The sequence below is a fragment of the Caballeronia ptereochthonis genome (assembly GCF_001545075.1).
GTDB classification, from domain to species: domain Bacteria; phylum Pseudomonadota; class Gammaproteobacteria; order Burkholderiales; family Burkholderiaceae; genus Caballeronia; species Caballeronia ptereochthonis.
In genome coordinates this window covers 20688-45134 of sequence record NZ_FCOB02000047.1, presented here as the reverse complement: position 1 = coordinate 45134, position 24447 = coordinate 20688, and the positions used below count along the sequence as shown (strand labels likewise).

24 protein-coding genes and 1 pseudogene are annotated in these 24447 nt (G+C 65.0%); 8 read left to right on the top strand and 17 right to left on the bottom strand.

What is annotated here, in order from left to right; genetic code table 11:
• Positions 1 to 87 (top strand): annotated as a pseudogene (locus AWB83_RS36885) (zinc-binding alcohol dehydrogenase); the annotation flags it as partial.
• A gap of 23 nt (positions 88 to 110) precedes the next feature.
• Here the strand turns inward: AWB83_RS36885 and AWB83_RS32740 are convergent.
• The 3 genes from AWB83_RS32740 to AWB83_RS32730 form a co-directional block, all read right to left on the bottom strand.
• Positions 111 to 1088 (bottom strand): GlxA family transcriptional regulator, encoded by a 978-nt coding sequence (locus AWB83_RS32740; RefSeq protein WP_087049778.1) that lies wholly within the window; start codon positions 1086 to 1088, stop codon positions 111 to 113.
• 263 nt (positions 1089 to 1351) lie between these two features.
• On the bottom strand, positions 1352 to 2269 hold the full coding sequence (locus AWB83_RS32735; protein WP_087049771.1) for a sterol desaturase family protein: 918 nt from the start codon (positions 2267 to 2269) through the stop codon (positions 1352 to 1354).
• Positions 2270 to 2431: 162 nt separating this feature from the next.
• Positions 2432 to 4618: a TonB-dependent siderophore receptor gene (locus AWB83_RS32730; RefSeq protein WP_087049770.1), complete on the bottom strand. Its 2187-nt coding sequence runs from the start codon at positions 4616 to 4618 to the stop codon at positions 2432 to 2434.
• Between the two features lie 262 nt (positions 4619 to 4880).
• Here AWB83_RS32730 and AWB83_RS32725 point away from each other — a divergent pair, with 262 nt between their 5' ends.
• The gene (locus AWB83_RS32725) at positions 4881 to 6104 is read left to right on the top strand and encodes a PepSY-associated TM helix domain-containing protein (RefSeq protein ID WP_087049769.1); all 1224 of its coding nucleotides are present in this window, start codon (positions 4881 to 4883) and stop codon (positions 6102 to 6104) included.
• 102 nt (positions 6105 to 6206) lie between these two features.
• Here the strand turns inward: AWB83_RS32725 and AWB83_RS32720 are convergent, their stop codons facing one another.
• From AWB83_RS32720 to AWB83_RS32710, 3 genes are all read right to left on the bottom strand, one after another.
• Positions 6207 to 7508 carry an SUMF1/EgtB/PvdO family nonheme iron enzyme gene (locus AWB83_RS32720; protein ID WP_087049768.1) on the bottom strand — a complete coding sequence of 434 codons (1302 nt, stop codon included), beginning with the start codon at positions 7506 to 7508 and terminating at the stop codon, positions 6207 to 6209.
• A 117-nt stretch (positions 7509 to 7625) separates the two neighbouring features.
• Positions 7626 to 8345 carry a helix-turn-helix domain-containing protein gene (locus AWB83_RS32715; protein WP_087049767.1) on the bottom strand — a complete coding sequence of 240 codons (720 nt, stop codon included), beginning with the start codon at positions 8343 to 8345 and terminating at the stop codon, positions 7626 to 7628.
• Between the two features lie 105 nt (positions 8346 to 8450).
• Complete coding sequence (locus tag AWB83_RS32710; protein WP_087049766.1) at positions 8451 to 8924, bottom strand: universal stress protein; 474 nt, start codon at positions 8922 to 8924, stop codon at positions 8451 to 8453.
• Between the two features lie 335 nt (positions 8925 to 9259).
• On the opposite strand from AWB83_RS32710, the gene AWB83_RS32705 reads away from it, so the two are divergent.
• The 3 genes from AWB83_RS32705 to AWB83_RS32690 all read left to right on the top strand — a co-directional run bounded on the left by AWB83_RS32705 (position 9260) and on the right by AWB83_RS32690 (position 14184).
• Complete coding sequence (locus AWB83_RS32705; RefSeq protein WP_087049765.1) at positions 9260 to 10789, top strand: MFS transporter; 1530 nt, start codon at positions 9260 to 9262, stop codon at positions 10787 to 10789.
• 214 nt (positions 10790 to 11003) lie between these two features.
• On the top strand, positions 11004 to 12578 hold the full coding sequence (locus AWB83_RS32700) for an aldehyde dehydrogenase (NADP(+)) (RefSeq protein ID WP_087049764.1): 1575 nt from the start codon (positions 11004 to 11006) through the stop codon (positions 12576 to 12578).
• Positions 12579 to 13245: 667 nt separating this feature from the next.
• A complete protein-coding gene (locus AWB83_RS32690; protein WP_087049763.1) occupies positions 13246 to 14184 on the top strand; it encodes an SMP-30/gluconolactonase/LRE family protein in 939 nt (312 codons plus the stop codon).
• Positions 14185 to 14205: 21 nt separating this feature from the next.
• On the opposite strand, the gene AWB83_RS32685 is transcribed toward AWB83_RS32690, so the two are convergent.
• The 4 genes from AWB83_RS32685 to AWB83_RS32670 form a co-directional block, all read right to left on the bottom strand.
• Entirely contained in the window at positions 14206 to 14631 is a 426-nt protein-coding gene (locus tag AWB83_RS32685; protein ID WP_087049762.1) for a GNAT family N-acetyltransferase, read from the bottom strand.
• Between the two features lie 77 nt (positions 14632 to 14708).
• Positions 14709 to 15311 carry a short chain dehydrogenase gene (locus AWB83_RS32680; protein ID WP_208636832.1) on the bottom strand — a complete coding sequence of 201 codons (603 nt, stop codon included), beginning with the start codon at positions 15309 to 15311 and terminating at the stop codon, positions 14709 to 14711.
• A 106-nt stretch (positions 15312 to 15417) separates the two neighbouring features.
• Entirely contained in the window at positions 15418 to 15873 is a 456-nt protein-coding gene (locus AWB83_RS32675) for a hypothetical protein (protein WP_087049760.1), read from the bottom strand.
• 246 nt (positions 15874 to 16119) lie between these two features.
• Positions 16120 to 16728, bottom strand: coding sequence for a DUF3005 domain-containing protein (locus AWB83_RS32670; RefSeq protein WP_087049759.1), 609 nt, complete (start codon positions 16726 to 16728; stop codon positions 16120 to 16122).
• Between the two features lie 282 nt (positions 16729 to 17010).
• Between AWB83_RS32670 and AWB83_RS32660 the strand changes: the two genes are divergently transcribed.
• The gene (locus AWB83_RS32660; protein WP_087049757.1) at positions 17011 to 17244 is read left to right on the top strand and encodes a DUF6566 family protein; all 234 of its coding nucleotides are present in this window, start codon (positions 17011 to 17013) and stop codon (positions 17242 to 17244) included.
• A gap of 159 nt (positions 17245 to 17403) precedes the next feature.
• Entirely contained in the window at positions 17404 to 18399 is a 996-nt protein-coding gene (gene epsC / locus AWB83_RS32655; RefSeq protein WP_244197966.1) for a serine O-acetyltransferase EpsC, read from the top strand.
• Positions 18400 to 18482: 83 nt separating this feature from the next.
• Here the strand turns inward: epsC and folE are convergent, their stop codons facing one another.
• From folE to AWB83_RS32635, 4 genes are all read right to left on the bottom strand, one after another.
• Entirely contained in the window at positions 18483 to 19133 is a 651-nt protein-coding gene (gene folE / locus AWB83_RS32650) for a GTP cyclohydrolase I FolE (RefSeq protein WP_087049756.1), read from the bottom strand.
• 81 nt (positions 19134 to 19214) lie between these two features.
• Complete coding sequence (locus AWB83_RS32645; RefSeq protein WP_087049755.1) at positions 19215 to 19418, bottom strand: hypothetical protein; 204 nt, start codon at positions 19416 to 19418, stop codon at positions 19215 to 19217.
• Between the two features lie 72 nt (positions 19419 to 19490).
• A complete protein-coding gene (locus tag AWB83_RS32640; protein ID WP_087049754.1) occupies positions 19491 to 19943 on the bottom strand; it encodes a VOC family protein in 453 nt (150 codons plus the stop codon).
• Between the two features lie 14 nt (positions 19944 to 19957).
• Positions 19958 to 20389: a YybH family protein gene (locus tag AWB83_RS32635; protein ID WP_087049776.1), complete on the bottom strand. Its 432-nt coding sequence runs from the start codon at positions 20387 to 20389 to the stop codon at positions 19958 to 19960.
• 181 nt (positions 20390 to 20570) lie between these two features.
• On the opposite strand from AWB83_RS32635, the gene AWB83_RS32630 reads away from it, so the two are divergent.
• Entirely contained in the window at positions 20571 to 21206 is a 636-nt protein-coding gene (locus tag AWB83_RS32630; RefSeq protein WP_087049753.1) for a TetR/AcrR family transcriptional regulator, read from the top strand.
• A 93-nt stretch (positions 21207 to 21299) separates the two neighbouring features.
• On the opposite strand, the gene AWB83_RS32625 is transcribed toward AWB83_RS32630, so the two are convergent.
• From AWB83_RS32625 to AWB83_RS32615, 3 genes are all read right to left on the bottom strand, one after another.
• The gene (locus AWB83_RS32625; RefSeq protein ID WP_087049752.1) at positions 21300 to 22676 is read right to left on the bottom strand and encodes an aspartate aminotransferase family protein; all 1377 of its coding nucleotides are present in this window, start codon (positions 22674 to 22676) and stop codon (positions 21300 to 21302) included.
• Between the two features lie 17 nt (positions 22677 to 22693).
• Positions 22694 to 24025 carry a glutamine synthetase family protein gene (locus tag AWB83_RS32620; RefSeq protein WP_087049751.1) on the bottom strand — a complete coding sequence of 444 codons (1332 nt, stop codon included), beginning with the start codon at positions 24023 to 24025 and terminating at the stop codon, positions 22694 to 22696.
• Positions 24026 to 24170: 145 nt separating this feature from the next.
• Positions 24171 to 24365: a hypothetical protein gene (locus AWB83_RS32615; protein ID WP_087049750.1), complete on the bottom strand. Its 195-nt coding sequence runs from the start codon at positions 24363 to 24365 to the stop codon at positions 24171 to 24173.
• Between the last annotated feature and the right edge of the window lie 82 nt (positions 24366 to 24447).

Genomic DNA, 24447 nt, shown 5'->3' with positions numbered 1-24447 from the left:
ACGCATCATCTGCCGCTGGAGCGCATCAACGAAGGCTTCGACCTGATGAAGAAGGGCGAGTCGATTCGTTCCGTCGTGATCTACTGACCGGGCGCGAAGGCCGGCCGTGTTCAGTCGCGGCCCATGCCGAAGCGCTCCCGATACGTGAGCGGCGTAATGCCGAGCGTATGCTGAAAGGCCTTCCTCATCGCTTCATAGGTCTTGAAGCCGCTGTTGGCGGCGATCGTCTTCGCGGGCAGGTCGCCTTCCTCGAGCATCCTGCGCGCTGCTTCGACGCGCGCGCGCGTCAGAAAGGTCGAAGGCGTCGTGCCGGTTTCCCGCTTGAACGAGCGATTGAAGTTGCGCACGCTCATCGACACGCGCTCCGCCATTTCCGCCGGAGAGAGCTCGCGTTGAATGTTCGCAAGCATCCAGTCCTGCACGTCGCGGATGCCCGGGTTCTGCGTCGCCTGGCTTACGAGATGCGAGCTGAACTGCGACTGGCCGCCCGGCCGCTTGAGATACACGACGAGATCGCGTGCGACGTCGAGCGCGACGTCCAGCCCGAAATCCTCTTCGACGAGCGCGAGCGCCAGGTCGATTCCGGCGGTGACGCCCGCCGACGTCCACAGATTGCCTTCGCGTATGAAAATGCAGTCGGCATCCACGCGCACGGCCGGATATCTTTCCTTCAGCGCGTCGGCGACGGCCCAGTGCGTCGTCGCGCGCTTGCCGTCCAGCAATCCCGCCGCAGCGAGAAAGAACGCGCCCGAGCAGAGCGCGGCGGTTCGCTGCATGCGTCCCGCGGCCGCCTCGACCCATTGCACGATTTCGGGCGCGGCGCCCACGGCCTCTTCGATCTGCCATGCGCCCACGATGATCGCGGTATGCGGCAGTGCGAGCGTATCGATACGTTTTCCGGCCGTGAGCGTGACGCCCGTGTCGGACAGGATTTCGCCGCGCCGGGTCGATGCGAGCCTGGCGTCATAGCGACCGGGAAGACCGCGGCGCGCCAGATGAATATTTGCGTAGGTGAAGACGCTCAGCGAACCGATCGCCTCGAGCGCCTTGAAGCCGTTGTAGATGATGATGTCGACCGTCAAGGGCATGCGGTTACCGTTCGTCATTCGCTCGCCGTTCGAGGCGTTTCACGTTGTCGTTGGAAAAGAAGCGTTGCCGCGTGAGCGTGTTCCGCGCATCACACCGGACTTCCGCCCGGCGTTTGCGATCGAAGCTGTCGAGGCTCGATGTCATGATGCGCAGGAGTATCGCCAGCGTGGAGATATTCTTGCATGGAGGAGGGAGGAAATGACAATCCCGATGCCGCGATAACCGGTCATCGGGATTCGAAAGCGGAACCGCGCGGTGTTCTTCAGCGCCCGGCGTGCGCAGCTGGCTCGATCGACTCGACGGCGCGCTTCTGCAACTCTTCCGTCGTATGCCCTTCGCCGTTCGGCAGCCAGCCCGGAGGACGCAGCAGGAAGCCCACCGCATCCGACACGCTCTTCGCGTTGAACATGTCCTTCGCGAGGCTCACCCAGTGTTCCAGTTCGACGACGATCGGGTTATGCGAGGTCGTCGGCGTGGTGAGGCCGTAGCGGCAGGGCTCGTCGGCGCGCTCCTCGACATAGGTGCCGAACAGCCGGTCGAAGATGATCAGCACGCCGCCGAAGTTCGCATCGAGATACGTCGCGTTCGAGGCATGGTGCACACGATGCGCCGACGGCGTGTTGAACACATGCTCCAGCCAGCCGAGCTTCGGGATCCAGGTCGCGTGCAGCCAGAACTGATACAGCAGGTTGATCGACACGACCGCGAGCACCACGTCCGGCTTCACGCCGAACCACACGAGCGGGGTGAAGAAGATGGCCGAGCCGGCGATCTTGGTGGTCCAGCCGAGACGGTACGCGGAGGACAGCGTCAACTGGTTCGGCGAGTGATGAACCGCGTGATTGGCCCAGAAGAAGCGCACCGTGTGCGACGCGCGGTGATACCAGTAGTAGCAGAACTCCTGTCCGATGAAGAGCAGGAAGAGCGTCAGCGCGGCGTTCGTCGTGACCGTGTGGATGCGGTGCTCCCACGCGAAGTTGAAGACCGGCGTGGCGAGCGACAGCGGCAGGAACGCGAGCAGCTTGCGGCCGACCAGGTCGGCGAGCGAGATCCAGGTTTCGTGCCAGTCGAACGCCTTGTCGCTGCCCTTGTGCCTGAAGTGCAGGACGATTGCCTCGATCAACGACGCGGTGAGGACGATGCCCATCGCGTACAGCGAGATTTTTCCGAGCAGTTCCATGATTGTTCGCCTTGGTGGGTGAGTTGCGAATGAACCCATTGTGGCGATCGGCCTGATTAAAAACCACGCACAAACTATTTCATGGAATGTCGCGCGTCGCCCGCAAAGCCTTGTGGCACAAGCGGCGGGCGTTTCGCGGAAGTTGTTTCAAACCATGTCGCGTCAGAATTCGACCCGCGCGTTGAGCGACAGCGTGCGCGGCAAGCCAGGCTGAACATAATCGGCGTACTGGAATTCCCAGTAGCGGCGATTCGTCAGATTGTCGATCGCCGCGCGCAGGCCCACGTTGTGCCCGGCGATGCGCGTGGTGTAGGTCGCGCCGAGGTTCATGATCAGGTAGCCCGGCACCTTGATGCCGCCGGACGGATCGAGGCTCGTGTTGCCGGTGAACTTCGCGTCGGCGCCGAGCGTGAGGCCCGGCACGACCGGCACGGCGTAATTGACGTGCGCCGCCGCGACGAAACCCGGCGCGCCCGCGACGCGGTTGCCGTCGTTGCTCGAGCCTTTCTCGTAGTGCGTCGCGATCCACATGAGATCGCCGCCGACCGTCCAGTTGTTGCCGAGACGCACGTCCGCGCCCGCCTCGATACCCTGAAAGATCGATTCGCCGTCTTCCACAAAGGCGTTGTCGCCGTTCGCATACTGCGCGCCGCGCTCGATGCGGAAGAGCGCCGCGGTCGCGCTCCAGCGCGAGTTCTGGCTCTTCACGCCGACTTCATACTGCTTGCTGCGCAGCGGCTTGAGCAACTGGCCCGCGTTGGCGTACGTGTCGCCGACGACGTTGCCCGCCTCGAGCGATTCGACGTAGCTCGCATAGAGCGTCGTGCCCGGCGTGAGTTTGAACATCAGCGCGACGGTCGGCGTGAGCACGCCGTTCTGCGTGTAGGTCGACGACGTGCTGCCGTCGATGCCGTAGCCGTGCTGCTCGTAGTTCGTGTAGCGCACGCCGCCGAGCACGGACCAGCGCTGCGTGAGCGCGATCGTGTCGCTCGCGAACAGCGCCTTTTGCGTGACATCGGCGGAGCGGTAGGTATAGAAGCCCTGACTGTCGTAGCGATTCACGTTCGGCTGATAGATGTTGCCCGTGCCGATCTGCCCGAAGAAGCTGTTGGCGCCGTTGTCGCTGGTCTGCTTTTGGTACGCGGCGCCGAACACCAGCTGATGCTTGAGCAGCCCCGTCTTCACGAGTCCTTCGGCCATTACCTGGAAGGTGTTCAGCTGATGCCCTTCCTTGCCCTCGAAGCGGTAGTCGTCATAGTTGCCGGCTTCGTCGAGCAGATACCACGTGCCTTCGTTGCGATAGCGCGTGCTCTTGCTGAAGCTGTAGGTGGCCGAAACCGTCCAGTCCGGATTCAGGTTGTAGCGCAGCCCGGCCGTGTAGATCTGCAGGTTCGTGTTCAGATGCTGGTCCGGCGTGACGAGCGTGCTGCTGCCGCCGGCGAGCGTCGCCGGCAGCGACGTGCCCGCGTATTGCGCGGTGGAGAGCGCCGTCGTGATGCCCGATGCGTGCCGTTCCTGATACAGCGCGCCGAAGGTCGCGGTGAGGTCGCGCGTGAGGCGCGCGTCGGCGGCGAGCGAGAAGGAATCGCGGCGCACGTTGCCGTCGTTGTAGGTCTTGCCTTCTTCGTGCGTCGCGTTGAAGCGGTAGCCGAACATGCTGTCGGGGCCCACTCGGCCGCCGAGGTCGACGTGTTCGCTCCACACGTTGGTCGAGCGATAGCCGACATCGACGCTCGCGATGTGCCTGTCCGTGACCGGCGGCTTCTTCGTCACGTAGTTCACGACGCCGCCCGGCGCGCCGAAACCGTACATGAAGCCCGACAGGCCCTTCAACAGCTCGACGCTTTCGAGTTGCTCGTAAGGCATCGTGATGCCGTAGCCGTTGAACGGCTGGCCGTCGATCCTGAAGCCGTTCTGCCAGTCGAGCTGCATGCCGCGCACGGTGACGTAGCTTGCCCACGCGTTGTACGGATTGCTGTTGTCGGACACCGATGCGTCCTGCGCGAACACGTCGCCGAGCTTGTTCGCCTGACGGTCGGCGAGCTCCTCTCCGGTCACGACGGTCGTCGAATAGGGCGTCTCCAGTTGCGTGCGCGAGCCGAGCGCGCCGCTGCTGACGTCCTCGCGCAGATGCGGAAGCGTATCCGGCGATGCGGTGACCGAGATCGCCGGCAACGACGCTTCCGTCGGCGGGCTCGCGTTCTGCGTGCCATCCCCGTTCTGCGTGCCTTGCGCAAACCCGGCCTGACTGGTGGCGAACAGCAGCGCCGCCATCGTTGAAGGCCGCAGCCTCGGCATCTTGCGTGATGGCCGGGCCGGGGTTGCGGTGCGGCGCGTCGCTGAATTCATGGTCTTTCCGTCGTCGGGCTATGGCTGTTTTGTGTTAAATGCGAATCGTTCGCATCTTTGACGGCGGCATTCTGCCCAGCGATCGTAAATTTGTAAACTTCCACTCCGTTCGCGATACCGATTCGCGACAAAAAGTATCGGATCACCGCGGAAGAGTCTTGTCGGCGCGCTCCGACATCGATAGAATGAGAACAATTCCCATTTACGTCGCATCATCGATGATGTTCATCGCGCACGACCGTCGCCCTGAGGACTCGCGGGCATGAGGCCGGTTCTGGTTCGCCTGCATCGCTGGCTCGGCGTCGCGACCGCGCTCTTTCTCTTCGTCTCGGGTCTCACCGGCGCCCTGATCGCGTGGGATCACGAAATCGATGCGCTCCTCAATCCGTCGTTCTTCTACGCCCGCACCGACGGCGCGGCGCTATCGCCGCTCGAGCTCGCGCGGCGCGTCGAGGCCGCCGATCCGCGCGTCGAAGTGACGTATCTGCCGCTCGGCGTCGAGCCGGGACATACCGCGCAGATGATGGTCATGCCGCGCACGAACCCGGCGACGAATGCGCCGTTCGACGTCGCGTACAACCAGATCGCCGTCGATCCCGCCACCGGGCAGGTGCAGGCGCGGCGCATGTGGGGCGCGGTGTCGCTCGCGCGCATCGACCTGATGCCGTTCCTCTACAAGCTGCACTACACGCTGCATCTGCCGATCGTCGGCGGTCTGGACGTCGGCACGTGGCTGCTCGGCATCGTCGGGATCATGTGGTTCTTCGACAGCGGCATCGCGCTGGTGCTGTCGTTTCCCAGCGTGAAGGCTTGGCGCAAGTCGTTCGCGTTTCGCGTGAAGCGCGGCGGCTATGCGCTCACGTTCGACCTGCATCGCTCGGGCGGCGTGTGGATCTGGGGCTTGCTGCTCGTCATGGCGCTCACGTCGATTTCGATGAATCTCTCCGATCCCGTCATGCGGCCGATCGTCTCGATGTTCTCGAAGCTCTCGCCCTCGTTCACTGAGAACGCGGACCTGGTCCGCGCCGGCCCGCCCGGCCAGCCGCGCGCCACGCGCGAGCAGATTCTCGAAGCCGCCATCCGCGACGCGAAGCGCGCAAACCTGACCGAGCCGATGGGCGCGCTCTACTACGCGCCGATGTTCCAGGCCTACGGCGTCGGTTTCTTCGCGCCCGGCCGGGATCATGGCGACCTGGGGCTCGGCAACGCCTGGCTTTACTACAACGGTCACACGGGCGCGCTGGCGGGGTCGTCGATTCCCGGCCGCGGCTCGGCCGGCGACATCTTCATGCAGGCGCAGTTTCCGCTGCATTCGGGACGCATCGCGGGCGTGGGCGGACGCATTCTCGTGAGCGCGGTCGGCGTCGCGGTCGCCGTGCTCAGCGCGACCGGCCTCATGATCTGGCTCAGGAAACGCTCGGCGCGCCGTCGTTCGGCGACGGCTTCCAACGCGCGCACGACCCGCGAAGGCTCGGTCACATCCTGAACGGCGCATCGCCGACCGGTTCGCCGCGCACGCGGATCGGCGTCGAGACAAAATGAAAACGCCGCGCGTTCCTGCGAACGCGCGGCGTTTGTCTTCAAAGGCTCAGGCGCTTACGCAGCGAAACCCCGCATAAACATACTGATAATGCCCCTGAAACCAGTTGCGGAAACTGGGCCGCAACATGCACGCGGCGGTGCGCGGCGAGCCGCCCTTGATGACGAAGTGCTTGCCGTCGAAGAAGTTGGCCGAATAGCCGAGATAGAACGGAAACGGCTCGAACCCGTTCAGTGGCCCGAAAGTCGTGGACGTCCATTCCCAGCCGTTGCCGAATTGTCCTTCGACGCCGAACGCGCTGCGATTCTCCGGATGCGCCTGCACCGGCGACGGATCCCAGCGACGGAAATCGAAATTGCCCTCGGCGACATGCGGCGCGCCCGACGCCGCGCGCTGCCATTGCGCTTCGGTCGGCAGCGACTTGCCGGCCCAGCGCGCATACGCCTTCGCTTCCGCATGGCTCACATAGACGGGCCAGTCGCGCGGCAGCGGAATCTCGTCGAACATCGTGCGCAGCTTCCACGCGCCTTGGAGATCGTCGCCGTCGCCGGGAATCCAGAAGGCCGGATGCGCGATGCGCTGTTCCTCCTTCCACGCCCAGTCGGCGTCGCTCCAGTACGCGCGGTTCCAGTAGCCGCCCGCGTCGATGAAGCGCAGATAGTCGCCGTTCGACACCATGTAGCGGTCGATCTCGAACGCGGGCACATCGACGCGCTCCTCGCCGAACTCGTTGTCCCAGCCGAACAGGCCGCTTTCGCGCGTGAGACCGAGCGTCGTGCTGCCCGCGGGGACATGGACGGTTTCATGCTTGAGCGCGCGGGCGGACTCGCGCTCCGAACGCGCATCGGCCGGCGCCTTTTTTCTGTCGATCGGCAATTGATGCAGCATGTAGGCGAGCGTCTCCGCATGCATCAGCCGATGCTCGATGGCGACCTCGAGCAACTGCGCGGGCGATTCGTCGGCGGAAACGGGCGCCGCCGCGATCCTGGTCGGATCGAAGCGCCCGTCGATATCGGCACGGACCTCGTCGCGGTACGCGCGCACTTCCTCGAGCGAGGGCCAGTCGGCAGGCTGATCGGTCGGCAAGCCGCCGTCCACCGGATCGATGCCGAATGCAAAGAGCCGGTCGTATTCGGGATTGGGGCTCGGCATGTCGAAGAGCCGCTTGTCGAACAGATTGCGGTCGAAGGCTTCGAGATGCCCGATATAGAAGACGATGCGATGCCGCTCGGCAATCGGCCTGTCGTAGAGGTGCTCGGGCTTGACGACGTCGAAGAGTTCGTCGGTGACGCGGCGCGCTTCGGCGAGGCGCTCCAGCAGCGGGTGACGCAGGGAAGGTTCGCGATTCATGTCGCCCAATCTCCGTGGCTGGCCAACTGAAAAGACTAATGCGTAGCGAACCGCGTGCCAACCGAAATATGAGCGCCGATTATTCTCGCGACAGAAACAATCGGGCGCGGTGCCCCGTCAGACGGCGCGCAGGCCGTCGAAGTCGCGAATGCGGATGAACTTGCCCTGCGTCTCGATGAGCCCGAGCTTGTCGAAGCGCGACAGCGTGCGGCTCACGGTCTCGAGCGTCATGCCGAGGTAGCTGCCCATGTCGTCACGCGTCATGCGCAGCGTGAACTCCGAGGAGGCATAGCCGCGCCGCGACAGCCGCGAGGAGATGTCGAGCAAGAGCCGCGCGACGCGCTCGTCGGCGCGCAGCATGCCGAGCCGCACGACGTGGCTCGACTCGCGGTTCACGGCGTGGCTCATCATGCGATGCAGGCGTCGCTGCAGCGCGTCGGTTTCGCGGCACATGCGCTCGAACAGCGTGTAGGGCACGACGCACACCGTGCTGTCTTCGAGCGCGATGGCGTCGCACGTATGCTCGCCGTCCTCGATGCCTTCAAAGCCGAGAGCATCGCCCGCGAGCAGCAGTCCGGTCACCTGCTCGCGGCCGCCGTCGTGCGTGATGACCGTCTTGATCGAACCGGAGCGCACCGCGAACAGCGCATCGAAGCGGTCGCCGGCGCGAAAGAGCGCATCGCCGCGCTTGACCTTGCGCGTCACCGAGATGATGTTCTCCAGCTTGGCGATGTCGTTGGCGCAGAGGCCTTCCGGCATGCAGAGATGGCGCATGGCGCAACTCGAGCAGTGCGCCGCATTGCGCCGCGCACGGGTGATGTCAGACAGGGCGCTCATTGGGCTTCGCTTTGTTGATGAATGACAAAACGATTCTCCCATGGCGCCCTCGACCGCCTGCGCGAAAAATTGACGCAGGCGGCGATTTTTTTGAAACTTTTTTACTCAGGCGGCTGGCGTTTCCGGCGGTGCGCCGGCGGCGGACGGAATCAGCAGCACCGGCAGGTTTGCATGACGCAGACAGCGCTCGGCCACGCTGCCGAGGATCAGCCGCTGGAACCCCTTGCGGCCGTGCGTGCCCATGATCAGCAGATCGGCGTTGAAGGCGTCGGCCGCCGCGACGATGAGCGTCGAGACGTCGTCGCTCGCGGTCGCCTCGACGGTCACGACTTCGCCCGCGATGCCGCGCGCCTTCATCGCGTCGGCGGCTTCGCGCGCGAGCGCCGCGCCTTGCTCCACCAGGCTCGAGTGCAGCGAGGAGGGATCGTAGCCGGGCACGTCGATATACATCGGCCCGCTTTCCACGACGTAGTAAGGCTGCATGACCGCCTGATGCGTGACGGCGAGATCGAGCGCGGCGGCAAAGGCGCGCTCCGAGGTTCGGCTGCCGTCGATGGCGACGAGAATGCGTTTGAACATGACGATTTCCCCAATTTGCGGCCGGAGTCTGCTCCGGCGTCGTACAAAGCTGACGATCGATTGGCGTACGGCGGACGCCGCCTTTTCTTGCTCCGGGCGCGGCGTCCGATTGCCTCAGCATGATACGGCGCACCGGAAGCGCCGCACCGCGGCTTTTTGGCGATGAGTCGATGCAGCGCAAGGCAGGCCGTACAATTCGTGGTTCTCGACATCAGCGCCCGCTTAATTCGAGCCGGCGCCACCTCCTTTTAGCATTTCTTCAGCCCGCCCGCCCGATCGTGACTCAGACGCCGCACGCCGCACCCGCACTGCCGTTCAGAACCGCCCTTTACGCGATGCTCGGCATCGGCCTCGTCAACATGCTGGTGGCGCTCGATCAGACCGTGGTCAGCACCGCGCTGCCGTCGATCGTCGCGGAGCTGCACGGCTTCGAGTTCTACGCGTGGATCGCGAGCGCCTATCTGCTCGCGTCGGTCGTGACGGTGCCGGTGTTCGGGCGGCTCGGCGATTACTTCGGGCGCAAGCGCTTCGTGATCGCCGCGGTGATCACCTTCACCGTGGCGTCGGTGCTGTGCGGCCTCGCGCCCGGCATGCTGTTCCTCGTGCTCGCGCGCGGCCTGCAGGGCGTCGGCGGCGGCATGATGGTCGGCACCGCGTTCGCGTCGATTCCCGATCTGTTCCCCGATCCGCGCACCCGCGTGCGCTGGCAGGTCGTGCTGGCGGCGGCCTACGGCATCGGCACGGCGGCGGGGCCGTCGCTCGGCGGCTGGATGAGCCAGCACTGGGGCTGGCGCTCGACGTTCCTGGTCAATCTGCCGGTCGGCGCGGCGGCGCTCTATTTCATCTGGTCGCATCTGCCGAACCTGCACCGGCCGCGCGAGGGCGGCGTGAAGATCGACTGGGCGGGCGCGGCGCTCGTCGCGCTCGCTCTCGGCGGCTTCCAGGCCCTCATCGAGGCGCTGCCGAAGGATGGCCCGACGACCGGCAACATCGTGCTGGGCGTCGGCGTGGCGGCGTGCGCGGCGGCGCTGCTGATCTGCGAGCGGCGCGCGACGCATCCGATCATCCCGCTCGACATCTTCCGCGATTCGCAGCTCGTCACGCTCTTCACGCTGTCGTTTCTGGCGGGCTTCGTGATGTTCTCGCTGATCTTCTTCGCGCCGCTGCTGCTGCAGGGCGGCTTCGGCCTCTCGCCTCAGGAAGCGGGTCTCCTCGCGACGCCGATCGCCGCCTGCATTGCGCTCGGCAGCTTCATCAACACGCGCATCGTCATTCATATGCGCAAGCCGACGATGATTCTTTCCATCGGCTTCACGCTGCTCCTGCTCGCCTCGATCGCGCTGGCGTTCGCGCACGCCTCGACGCCGCACGTGTGGATCGAGATTCCGATGGCGGCGACCGGCATCGGGCTCGGCTTCGTCCTGAACAACATGAACGTGTTCGGGCAGGAGATCGCGGGCCGCGAGCGCTTCGGCATCACCACGGCGCTCCTGCAATCGACGCGCATGGTCGGCGGGATGCTGGGCACGAGCATCGTCGGGACGATCGTCTCGCATCATTACGCGAGCGTCGTCGAGCGCACGGTCAGCGTGCTCGGCGCGTCGGTGTCGGCGCTGTGGCTGCCGCGCCTCTCCGACCCGCGCATTCTCGTCGACGAAGCGCTGCGCGAGCGGCTCCTCTCCGAGCTCGGCGCCGCCGGCCTCGACGCGCCCGCGCTCTTCGACGCCGCGCGCGACGCGCTCGTGCAGTCCATCCACATCGGTGTCATGCTGACGGCCGTGGCGGCGCTCGTCGCGGCGCTGCTGGTGCGGCGCATCGCGCACATCACCTTCCGCAAGCCGGCGACGCCCGCCGCCAGGTCCTGAGCGCGCTTTCTTTGACAAGTGGTCCGGCCCGGCTATAGTTTTCTGCGTCGCCGGGTGGGCCGGTTGTCACATCGCCTCCGACCGCGCACCGCATTTGCTTCAAAGCCCTCGACGGCGACTCGCACGGAACGCTTGCGTGGGCGGCGAGTCTTCGCATTAACAGGCGGCCGGCCTCGCGCTCGCCGCTCATCGCCAACGAAGATGAGGAGCTGACATGAAGATCACCGGAGAAATGCTGATCGGCGCATCGGCCGTGCGGGGCACCGATGCCACGCTCCGTGCGTTCGACCCCGCGCGCAACGCCGATCTGGAGCCCTCGTTCGGCGGCGGCGGCGCGAAGGAAGTAGCGCGCGCCTGCGAGCTCGCGGACGCGGCCTTCGACGACTACCGGCACGCGCCGCTCGAAACCCGCGCGCAGTTTCTGGAAGCGATCGCGGACAACATCGTCGCGCTCGGCGACACGCTGATCGAGCGCGCGATGGCCGAATCCGCGTTGCCGAAGGCGCGCCTCGAAGGCGAGCGCGCGCGTACGGTCGGGCAGTTGCGGCTGTTCGCGTCGCTGGTGCGCGAGGGCCGCTGGCTCTGCGCGACGCTCGATTCCGCGCAGCCGGACCGCAAACCGCTGCCGCGTTCCGACCTGCGTTTGCAAAAGATTCCCGTCGGCCCGGTCGCCGTGTTCGGCGCGAGCAACTTTCCGCTGGCGTTCTCGGTGGCGGGCGGCGATACCGCGTCGGCATTCGCGGCGGGCTGTCCGGTCGTCGTGAAGTCGCATCCGGCGCATCTGGGCACGTCCGAGCTCGTCGGGCGCGCGGTGCAGAAGGCGGTCGCGGACAGCGGCCTGCCCGAGGGCGTGTTTTCGCTCGTCGTCGGCGCGGGCAATGCGATCGGCGAGGCGCTCGTCGCGCATCCGGCGATACAGGCGGTCGGCTTCACCGGTTCGCGGCGCGGCGGCCTGGCGCTCGTCGATATCGCCGCGAAGCGTCCGGTGCCGATTCCCGTGTTCGCCGAGATGAGCAGCGTCAATCCGGTCTTCGCGCTGCCCGGCGCGCTCGCCGCGCGCGGCGACACGCTGGCGGCGGGCTACATCGATTCGGTCACCCTGGGCGTCGGCCAGTTCTGCACGAATCCGGGCCTCGTGATCGGACTGGAAGATTCCGATCTCGACGATTTCATCGACAACGCCGCGGCCGCGCTAGAAAAGAAGGACATGCAGACCATGCTCACCGGGGGCATCGCCTCGGCCTACGCGGACGGCATCAGGCACCGCGACGCGAGCGCGAAGCGCATCGCGACGGGCATGAAGAATGAGGCGTCGAGTGGTGCGCTGCCGGCGCTGTATCGCGCGAGCGCGGAGGAGTTTCTCGCGAAGCCGCAACTGGCCGAAGAGATCTTCGGGCCCACTTCGGTGATCGTCGCGTGCCGTGACGAGGACGAGATGATTGCGGTCGCGCGCCATCTCGAGGGCCAGCTGACCGCGACGCTGCTCATGGAGAAGGACGATGTCGAGCTCGCGCGCCGTCTGCTGCCGGTGCTCGAGCGCAAGGTCGGGCGGATTCTGGCGAATGGCTTTCCGACCGGCGTCGAAGTGTCCTACGCGATGGTGCACGGCGGGCCGTATCCGGCGACGTCCGACAGCCGGTCGACCTCGGTCGGCGCGATGGCGATCGAACGGTTCCTGCGTCCGGTGTGCTATCAGGATCTGCCGGCCGCGCTTTTGCCGGAGGCGCTGGCGGACGACAATCCGTTGTCGCTGTGGCGGCTGCGGGATGGGCAGTTGGGGCCGAACTGAGCGGCGACCGGAGTATTTGCGTGACGAATAAGCGAATTTTATTCGTCTCGAGGATATTGCAACGATGCAATGATTGGCCGATATCTGTATGAGGAATAATATGCGTCTGTTCGCCACGCAGATAAACGCGCCATGCAGCAAATCATCGCAACGGTCGGGCAAATGGGTCATGTGCTCGCAGCCGGCCGCAGACGTGCCGCATTGACCCAGACGCAAGCGGCAGCGCGGCTCTGGCATCAGCCAGAGCCGGGTTTCCACGCTCGAGCGTGACTCGCGCGCCTTGACGCTGGACCAGCTCCTCGCCATGTTCGGCGCCTACGGGCTTCGACTGCTGGTTCGGGACCGGCCCGACGCGCAGGCGCTCGAGGCGAGCGGGGCGAACTGGTCATGGCGGGGGCGCTGGCCGCATTTATCCGTTTGGGCGAACGGCCGGCGCGTGACGACCTGGCGACTGCGCGCGGGTTGGCGGAGCTCATCTACCGAATGGTAGCGGCGCAATTGCCCGTGGATTCCCGCTTCGGGTGGCGGAGCGCATTTTCGACGGTATGCGCAAGTCCGCGGCCGCGCTGGAAGCGATGCCGGCCGCGGCGCATTCGACGTAATCACAACGGACCACAACGGACGCCCATGCGTCCGCTCTTCAACGGACAACAGGAGACGAAAAAACATGACGAGCGACTCGCGCCGCTATCCCGATCCCGCCGTGCGCGTGCTGGATCCGCGCTTCAACGCATTGCGCATCGCGTCGGCGTCGGTGGAATGTCTTTATCAGGGCGCGCGCTGGTCCGAAGGGCCGGTCTGGTTCGGCGACGGCCGCTATCTCCTGTGGAGCGACATTCCCAACGACCGCATCCTGCGCTGGGACGAGGAAAGCGGCCAAGTCGGCGTGTTCCGCAAGCCGTCGAACAACGCGAACGGCAATACGCGCGATCGCGAAGGCCGTCTCGTGACCTGCGAGCATCTGACGCGCCGCGTGACGCGCACCGAGTACGACGGTTCCATCACCGTGCTCGCCGACAGCTACGGCGGCAAGCCGCTCAATTCACCGAACGACGTCGTCGTGAAGTCGGACGGCTCGATCTGGTTCACGGATCCGACTTTCGGCATCGACGGCTTCTACGAAGGCGAAAAGCAGGAGCCGCAACTGAAGCCGTGCGTGTATCGCGTCGATGGCCGGAGCGGCGAGATCACGGTGATGATCGACGACTTCATCGGCCCGAACGGTCTCGCGTTCTCGCCCGACGAATCGGTGCTGTACGTGGTGGAGTCGCGCTCGATGCCGCGCAAAATCTACGCATTCGACGTGCTCGACGGCGGCCGCAGGCTGGGCGAACCGCGTCTCGTGATCGACGCGGGAGCGGGCACGCCCGACGGCTTTCGCGTCGATATCCACGGCAATCTGTGGTGCGGCTGGGGCATGGGCGATGCAGAGCTCGACGGCGTGCGCGTGTTCACGCCGCAGGGCGAGGCGATCGGCCATATCGACTTGCCGGAGCGCTGCGCGAACGTGTGCTTCGGCGGACGGCATCGCAATCGCCTGTTCATGGCGGCGAGCCACGGGCTGTATTCGCTCTACGTCAATACGCAGGGCGTGAAGGGCGGCTGAAGATCATCGATGCCCGGCCCGTCAGGGCTTGCCGAGCTTTTCCATGATGCGCTCGGGACGCGCGCTCGCCGCGAAGCCGTGGCGCGCGTAGAGTCCGTGCGCATCAGACGTGACGAGCATCATGCGGCGCAACCCCTGCAGGTCGGGATGCGCCATCACGCATTGGATCATCCATTTTCCGAGGCCCGTGCCCTGATGCCCGGGCAGCACGAACACGTCGGCGAGATAGGCGAAAGTCGTGATGTCGGTGATCACGCGCGCGTAGCCGATCTGCTCGGCGCCCAGAAAGAGCCCGAACGCGAGCGAATGGCGCGCGGCGCGCTCGACCTTCTCGCGCGCGATGCCGGGCGACCAGTACGCCACTTCGCTCAGGTATCGGTGCACGACATCGAAATCGAATTCATCGATGTCGGTGCTCAGGCGATAGTCGTCCCAATTCCATTGCATCGCGGCGCTCCCTGGCCGTCATGAAGCGCCGAGGATAAGCGACCGAAGCGCCGTGCACCATGCACACTTCGCGCATGTCAGTGCACGTTATAGATGCGCCCCGTTTCCGCGCCTTCGACGCTGCGGCTGTACGCCAGCGCCACGCGCGCGCCGCTCGCCGCCTCGAAACCGCGGAAGAACGGACCGAAGCTCTCGCGCGCTTCCTCGAGCATCGTCGGGCTGACCGCGTTGATGCGCAGGCCGCGCGGCAGCTCGATCGCCGCGCCGCGCACGAAGCCTTCGATCGCGCCGTTGACCGCGGCCGCGCTGGCGCCTTGCCGGATCGGCGCCGCGCCCACGATGCCGCTCGTCAGCGTGAACGAACCGCCGTCGTTCAGATAGTCGCGCGCGGTGAGCACGAGGTTGACCTGACCCATCAGCTTGTCGTCGAGCCCGAGGCGGAACTGCTGCGGCGTCATCTTCACGAGCTCGCCGAAATGCACGTGGCCCGCCGTGGCGACGATCGCATCGACGCGGCCGAGCGAATCGAAGAGCCTTTTGATGCTGTCGAGATCGAGCAGGTCGACGCGATGCGCGCCACGGGTCGCGCCGATCTCGACGACTTCATGACGGGGTTTCAGTTCGGCGCAGACCGCCTGGCCGACCGTGCCGGTCGCGCCGATGACAGCAATCTTCATGATGGGCTCGCTTGCGTTGCGTTAAGGAACGGCCTTCATTGTGCGAGCTTGCGGACGCGCAAAAAAGGCGCGTCCGCTTCGAGGATTGAAAACCGCCGGTTTCGAATGACTAGCGGATCGCGGGGCGTGGGGGCATCGGCGAGAGGAGATACAGCGATGCAGCCAGCTTGCAGACGAGCGCGGCGCCGCACACGAACGCGCCCGCCGGGAACGCGTGCCATTGCAGCGCGATGGTCGGCGCGACGAGCGCGACCGACAGAAAGCCCAGCGCGACGGTGAGCCAGCGCGCCCACTGCAAGCGCGACGCGACGCACGCATAGAGCAGGCCGACGAGCACGCGCGAAACGATCGATGCCGCGAGCGGATGACTCGAAGCATCGCCGGGAAGGCCGATCGCGAGCATGAGGGCGAACTCCGCCCACGAAAGCGCGTAAGCCGCACCGAGGCAGGCGAGGGCGGACGCGAAGCGCTGCCCGGGCGCGGCGGCCGAGGGCTGCGCCGCGTGCAGGTCGTTCAGTTGCTCGTTGTCGCTCGTGTAGCCGTCGTATGCGTGAATCGTGGGCATCTGGCCTTCCCCTTTGTCGATCTATTCGCTGCTCCGTCTTTTTGGCTGCGAATGGCCGTATTGCGACGCGGCGCAATGTTCGAATGTCGATCCGCATACATCGTGCCAGCGCCAAGATGCTTTCTGCACCGATGCTCGGAACAGGCGTTCCCCACTTTCCCAGCGATCAACGACGGAGAGCCGCGTCGCCGACGCGGCTCTTTCGTTTCATCCATGACTGATCTTCATCTCAGCCTCGCCCGATGCTCAACTGCGTTCGAGCTCGAACAGCCGTGACGGACGCAGATGGTTGAGCGCATAGTGCTTGCGCCCGCGCAAGGTGTGGCCGTGCGCATCGCGCCCTTCGAAGCGCGCCTTGTCTTCCACTTCGGGCACCGTCGGCGCGACCATCCCTCGATCGATCAAGCGGTACCCGTGCTCCAGCGCGAGCAATACGCCATTGCGGCCGGGCCGGCTGTCGAAGCCGCCAAGGCCGTCTCCGGGCTCGGGCACGTAGTTCACCGGCGTCGCATTCGAGTTGATGACCGAGTCCGGCTCGCGCGCGCGCATCTCGGCTTCGCGGCGCGCCTGAATGTTCTTCGCGTCGGCATCGACGGTGTCGTCGGGGCCGTCGTCGTTGGCGACGTCCACGCCGCGCGGCGGCTTCTCGTAGAGCCCTTGCGGGCCGAGATGCATGCCGTCATTCGTCGTCTCTCCCTTCGCGCCGGCGCCCGCATGCGCCTCGCCGCCCGATGCCGCCTTCATGGCGTCGCTCATCTTGACATGAGCGGTTTCGGTGCCGGGGGTCTTGATCGGGCTATCGGCGGTGCGATCCGTCTGTTTGTCTTGCGGCTCGTTTGATTCGGCGTTGTTCATTGCATGCTCCGTTGGACCTGAACTGATCAAACCCTTACGCAAGAGTCGTTCCGGTTATTTGGCGACGGAACCGCAACCCTTGCAGCAGGGCGCCTTCAACGATGCCCGAAAATATCAGGCTTTTTTTCAACCCCAAGCCTATTTCCTGCAAGTATTATTTGGAACCTGTCGGCGGCAAAGCGCAACATGCGAAGCGCGTGGAAGCAGGAGGGCGCGCCCCGCATGCCGTCGAAGAAGAGCAATGCGATTCGAACGAGCAGGGCACTTTCACACAGGTGACTCATGCAACACGATGCAGCCTTTTCACACCGAGGCTACCTTCTAAACTGCGCGCCCGCCCGGGCCGGAGATGGCAGCTACCAGCCGTATGTGGTGATCTCGCGATCGAGTGACGGCGAACTCGTCGCGAACCGCTTCTTTCCGTCGGACCTGCGATTCCGCAACGAGGACGAGGCCATCGCGCACGCGCGCGACTGGGCCGTGCGCTGGATCGACGCAAGCAACGTAACGGTGTGACGATGTGTGGGTGACACGGGAAACCCGGGAGAGAGCCGGGAAGAAACCCGGATGAGGCACGCTGACCGCCGCGCGGCAGGCTTGCGCAAAACAGGTTACGCTTGATGTTTCATCCGCCGTGCGCGTCACGGCGTCCGCCTCTCTCGATTCATGGCCGACATGCAGAACACGCCTACGTTTGGCGCCACATCGCCACTCGAACCCACTCACGACATCACACGCGACGCCACGCAGCAGGAATGGGGCCTGGCGCGCATCGTCTCCGACTTGCGCCAGTCGCGCGAGGAGCTGCATCGCACGCGGCATCCGCTCGGCATCCGGGAACTGCCCTCGCGCGAGGCGATCGTGAAGATCGTCAATGGCCTGCGTTCCGCGCTCTTTCCCACGCACTACGGCGCGCCCGATCTGACCGACGAGAGCGTCGACTATTACGTCGGCCAGACGCTCGAAAGCACCTTGCGTCTGTTGCACGAGCAGATTCGCCGCGCGCTGCGTTTTCTGCCCGAGCATCGCGACACGAGCGAAGCCGATCTGGGCGCGCAAGCGTTTGCGATTGCGCGTGAGTTCGGCGCGCAGTTGCCGGAGATTCGCGCGCTGCTGGTGAGCGATATCCAGGCCGCGTTCACCGGCGACCCGGCCGCGCAGCACATCACCGAGATCCTGCTGTGCTACCCGGGCATCTGGGCGATGACGCATCACCGCCTCGCGCATGCCTTGCACAAGCTCGGCGTGCCGCTGCTCGCGCGCTTCATCAACGAGATCGCGCACTCGTTGACGGGCATCGACATTCACCCCGGCGCGACCATCGGGCCGAGCTTTTTCATCGATCACGGCACGGGCGTGGTGATCGGCGAGACGGCGGTCATCGGGCAGCATGTGCGCCTCTATCAGGCCGTGACGCTCGGCGCGAAGAGCTTTCCTTCGACGAGCGACGGATCGCTCGTGAAGGGCAACGCGCGCCATCCGGTCGTCGAGGACGATGTCGTTATTTACGCGGGCGCGACCATTCTCGGCCGCGTGACCATCGGCAAGGGCTCGGTCATCGGCGGCAACGTGTGGCTCACGCACAGCGTGCCGCCGGGCAGCAACGTGTCGCAAGGCAAGGTGCGCGAGGGCAGCGGCGCGGATGCGCCGGGCAATGGCTTCGGCGCGTGAACGAACCCGTTCGATGATCGCATGAAAGGACGAAAGGGCCATCGTGGCCCTTTCTTCTTGCATGCGCTTCCTGATTCGCGAGCTCAGGTATTCGACACGCTGAACGCGCTCTGATTGCCGACGATGGAAAGAAATTCGCGACGCGTCGATGGGTCGTCGCGGAACGAGCCGAGCATGCGCGACGTGACCATCGACACGCCCGCCTTGTGCACGCCGCGCGTGGACATGCATTGATGCGCGGCCTCGAGAATCACGCCGACGCCGATCGGTTGCAGCACTTCGTTCAGCGTATCGGCGATCTGCGCGGTCATCTTCTCCTGGATCTGCAGGCGCTTCGCGAATGCGTCGACGAGACGCGCGAGCTTCGAAATGCCGACGACGCGCTTGTTCGGCAGATAAGCGACGTGCGCGCGGCCGATGATCGGCACCATGTGATGCTCGCAATAGCTTTCGAAACGAATGTCCTTGAGGACGATCATCTCGTCGTAGCCCTGTACTTCGGAAAACGTGCGCGCAAGAATGTCGTGCGGATTTTGCGCGTAGCCCGCGAAAAATTCCTCGTATGCGCGCACGACGCGGGCCGGCGTGTCGAGCAGGCCCTCGCGGCGCGGGTCGTCGCCGGCCCAGCGCAAGAGGACGCGCACGGCGGCTTCGGCTTCCTCGCGGGTCGGACGATCGGCTTTGTCAGCAGGCATGTCCGAGCCTGAAAGATGGTTTTTGCGCGGGGCGCTCATTGAAAGCTCCTGTCGGTCGAGTGCGATCGGTGTGATTGGCACCCCGCCATTGTTTCATGATTCGGAAGGTCGATATGAGCGTCAGGTTTTTCCGCCTCCATCGATGCCCGAACCCGTGCGCCATACCTGCTTGCCCTCCTCGGTCAGCTGCCCGCTGCTATGCTCCTTGTCGGGCTCGGTGCCGGGCTGGGCCATGGACCCGCCCGGCTGTTCCTGCGACGGCTGCCGACGGCCTTTGCGCTGCGCGATGCGGTCTTCCTGCGAACGTCCGGCGTAGTTGCTCATGTTGCTTCTCCTTTCGAATGATGCGATGAAAGGCGCGCAAGCGGCATTCCCGCCGGACAGTTCAGTGCGTCATTACGCGGGCTTGCCCTCGACCCCGCCGAGCACCATCCAGGAGACGCCGAACCTGTCGGCCACCATGCCGAAGCGCTTGGCGAAGAAGGTCTGCGTCATCGGCATCTGCACCTGGCCGCCGCTTGCGAGCGCGTTGAAGTATTTTTCCGCCTGCTGTTCGTCGCTGGCCGTGAGCGAGAGCGACACGCCCTTGAAGTCCGGCTTGCCGCTGCACATGCCGTCGGAGGCCATCAGCATCGAATCGCCGATGGTGAAGGCCGTGTGCATGATCTTGTCTTCCGATCCGGGCGGCAGGCTGCAGCCGCTGGCGGCTTCACCGCCGCCTTGCTTGCCCGCATCGGGGTTTTCCTTGAAGCGCATCATCATGACCACTTGCGCGCCCAGGTTCTCGCGGTAGAACGTGATCGCCTCTTCGCAGCGGCCTTCGAAAAACAGATAGGGTTGCACTTGCATGTCTGCTCCTTGAGTCATGACTTCTCGTCCGGATCCATATCCATCATGAGCGGCACCGATGCGTGCTCGTGCACGACACGCCAGTCGCCCTTGATCTTCCTGAAGCACACGGTGGCGCGCACGATGTCTTCCTGCTCGCCCACGGCGACCCGGTTGACGGAGTGCGCATAAGCCAGATCGCCGCTCGCGGCGACTTCCACTTCCCGCATCTCGAACGTGAGCGGGCCCTTCATGCTGTCGAACCAGCGTTGCCAGTTCTCGCGATAGCGCTCGACGCCCCTCAGCGACGCGGGCGGAACGACGTCGAACACGACCACGTCCGCTGCGTAGTGGCTCACGAGCGCGGCGGCATCCTTCGCGAGCACCGCCTGCCGCCACGCTTCGATCAAATCGCGGATGCGCGCGACATCCGCGCTCATATGCGCACGATCGTTCGGGTCGGTCATGCCTGCCTCCTTCGGTTGACGGCGCGCATTGCACGCATGCATTGCACAACGATGCCGCCGCGTCGTGACAAAGCAACGGCAAGCACCGATGCGGAATTATTTTTTGCGTTGTGTACACCGTCCACAAAAAGTAGCAGAGATAATGGACACTGTCCACATATGGAAAGCCCTGCGAATTAAAATGACAAATGGCAAGCGGCGCAGCACCTACCGACATGGCGATTTGCGACGCGCGCTGATCGATGCGGGCATCGAGCTCGCGCGCGAGGGCGGCCCGGATGCGATCGTGCTGCGCGAAGCCACGCGCCGCGCCGGCGTGGTGCCGAACGCGGCCTATCGTCACTTCGAGAGTCGTCAGGAATTGCTATCGGCGGTGCGTTCGGCGGCGCTGTCGTTCGTTGCGCAGGCGATGGAGGAGGAACTGGCGGCGCGGCCCAGGAAACGCCGTCGCGCGGACACGGCGCGTGCGGGATTGCGCGCCATCGGCACGGGTTATCTGCGGTTCGCACAGATGGAAACGGGGCTTTTTCGCACCGCATTTGCCGCGCCGCAAGCGGAATGGCGCGAGCACGAAGCGCCTTATGGGACTGGGCCTGGCGGACTGGACCCGTTTCAGCTGCTGAGCCGCGCGCTCGACGAGATGGTGGAGGCGGGCGCCCTCGATGCGAAGCGGCGTCCCGAGGCGGAATATCTCGCGTGGAGCGCGGTGCACGGCTTCGCGTTGTTGCTGATCGAAGGGCCGTTGCAGGGTCTGGCGCGCGTGCAGATCGAGCCGCTTGCCGGGCGTCTGCTCGATATGGTCGAACACGGGCTTTGATCCGCTGCGTTTTCCGCATTTCACACAATCATCGCTCCGGTCAGGACAATCCCGCCGTCACGGCTTTCCGGCACATGGCGGCGGAATACTTTGTCAGGCGGCGTTCCTGTTCTCGCGCGCGGTTGCATCGATCGCGGCCCTGGCCTTGTCCACGATCTCGTCGATCTCGCCATGCGTGACGACGAGCGGCGGCGACAGCAGCATGCGATCGTGGCTCGCGCGCATCACGAGATTGCCGGCGAAGCAGAAGTCGCGGCATAGCGTGCCGATATCGTCACCGTTGGCGAAGCGCTTGCGCGTCGCGCGATCCTCGGCAAGCTGGATACCCGCGACGAGCCCCGCGCCCGCGATCTCTCCGACGATCGGATGATCGCCGAGCGCCTCGCGCAGGCGCATCTGGAAATACGGCCCCGCATCATCCCTTACGCGCGCGACGATGCCTTCGTCGCGCAGCAGCTTCAGATTGGCCACGGCCACCGCGGCCGCAACCGGATGTCCCGAATAAGTAAAGCCGTGATTGAACTCGCCGCCGCCGACGATCGTATCCGCGATGGAATCCGAGAGCGCGACCGCGCCCATCGGCACATAGCCGCTCGTGAGCCCCTTGGCCATCGTGATGACGTCCGGCTCGAAGCCGAAATGCCGATGCGCGAACCATTCGCCGACGCGCCCGAATCCGCCGATGACTTCATCGGCGATCACGAGCACGCCATGCTTGCGGCAGATGCGCTCGATCTCGGGCCAGTAAGCCGCGGGCGGAAAGATCACGCCGCCCGCGCCCTGAAACGGCTCGCCGATGAAGGCCGCGACGTTCTCCGCGCCGAGTTCGAGAATCTTCGCTTCGAGCTGACGCGCACGCGAAAGGCCGAAGGTTTCGGCATCCATCGCGCCGCCTTCGCCGAACCAGTAGGGCTGGTCGATATGCGCGACGTGCTCCATCTTCGATGGCATCTGCTCGTGCATGTAGTTCATGCCGCCGAGCGTCGCGCCCGCGATGGTGGAGCCGTGATACCCATTCCTGCGCGCGATCACGTAGCGCTTCTCCGGTTTGCCCTGCATGGCCCAGTATCGATGCACTGCGCGCAGCGCCGTATCGTTCGCTTCCGAGCCGCTGTTGCAGTAGAGAAAGCGGTTGAACCGCGCAGGCGCAAGCTCCGCGAGCAGCGCGGACAATTCGATCACCGGCGGATGCGTCGTCTTGAAGAACGTGTTGTAGTAGGGCAGCGCCTGCATCTGCTTCAGCGCGGCGTCGGCAAGCTCGCGGCGCCCGTAGCCCACGTTCACGCACCAAAGGCCCGCCATGCCGTCGATGATGCGCTTGCCTTCCGAGTCCCGGAGATAGACGCCCTCCGCCTTAACGATCACGCGAGAGCCCGCGCGATTGAGCGCGCCCATGTCGGAGAACGGATGCAGATGATGCGCGGCGTCGAGTGCCCGGTAATGCGCCGTCGAGTCGAATCGATCGTTCATGTCGTCGTCTCCCTGTATCAGACGTGCAGCAGCAGATGCTTGCGTTCCCACGAGCTGATCACGCGGAAGAACGCTTCGTATTCGGTTTCCTTCAACGCGAGATAGGCGCGCACGAAGGTCTCGCCGAGCATCCCGGCGAGCGGCTCGCAGGCGCCCATCAGCGTGAGGCCTTCGTCGAGATTGCGCGGCAGCTGATAAGGCTGGCGATAGCCGTCGCTCGCGAGCGGTTCGGTCGGCTCGAGATGCTGCGTCATGCCGAGATAGCCCGCTGCGAGCGTCGCCGCGATCGCCAGATACGGATTGCAGTCGACGCCCGGTATGCGGTTCTCGATGCGCCGCGCCTGCGGCGACGAATGCGGCACGCGAAAGCCGACGGTGCGGTTGTCATAGCCCCATTGCACGTTGATCGGCGCGGCCATGAAGCGCGAGAGCCTGCGATACGAATTGATGTACGGCGCGAAGATCGGCATGAGCGCGGGCGTGTATTTCTGCAGGCCGGCGATGTAGCTGTAGAAGAGGCCGGTCGGTTCGCCGTCGCGATTGGTGAAGAGGTTGCGCCCGGTCTCCTCGTCCACGATGCTCTGATGCACGTGCATCGCCGAGCCGGGCTCGTTCTCCATCGGCTTCGCCATGAAGGTCGCATACATCTTGTGGCGCAGCGCCGCTTCGCGCACCGTGCGCTTGAAGAAGAACACGCGGTCCGCGAGATTGAGCGCATCGCCGTGCATGAAGTTGATCTCCATCTGCGCCGCGCCGACCTCGTGGATCAGCGTGTCCACTTCGAGCTCCTGCACCTCGCAGTACTCGTAGATGTCTTCGAACAGGGGATCGAATTCGTTGACCGCGTCGATCGAATACGCCTGGCGGCCCGTTTCCGCGCGTCCCGTTCGTCCGACGGGCGGCTGCAGCGGCAAGTCGGGATCGCGGTTCATGTCGACGAGAAAGAACTCGAGCTCCGGCGCGACGACCGGACGCCAGCCCTTCTCCGCGAATTTCTGCAGCACCTGCCGCAGCACGCGGCGCGGCGAGATGGCGACGGGCGTGCCGTCGAAGTGCACGCAATCGTGGATGACTTGCGCGGTCGGATCGGTGGCCCATGGAATCAGGCGGATCGTCGCGGGATCGGGCACGCACACCATGTCGGGATCGGTGACGCCGCTGATGCCGACTTCGGGATAGTCGCCGGTCACGGTCTGCATCATCACGGCTTGCGGCAGGCGCATCGATTCGCCCGACTCGAACTTGGTGCGCGGAATGATTTTGCCGCGCGCCGTGCCCGCCATGTCGGGAATGATGGCCTCTATCTCGGTGATGCGATGTTTTCGCAGGAATTCGTCGATGCGTTCCATTGTGGTTCTCTCGTATCGAACAGGCGCACGCTTCCACGGCCATTGCGATGCATCGCAATGGCGCAAGGCACGAAGGCGCACGCGATCACGCGTGCGGGCGCACGCGCGCGGAGCGGTCAGTCAGAGATGGAAAGCAGCAGAGGCGCTACGGCAGCAGCGAAGCCGCGCCGACGCAATGCACGGCGATGAACGCGCGCGCCGCGACGGCGTTGCGGCGCCGCACGCTGCGGCGAGACAGGGTGGTGGTGACGGGCAGGAAGCGGCAATCGGGAAGCATGCCGCAGCGATCGGCCCAGGAGCGGCGTGTGCTCCGATGCGCCAGAGGGCTTTGGACTTTCACGATAACACTCGTTTGGCGAGTTGAGTTTCGGACGATCATCGATGCCGACAATTGCCCTTCAATGAGGATATACGAGACATAA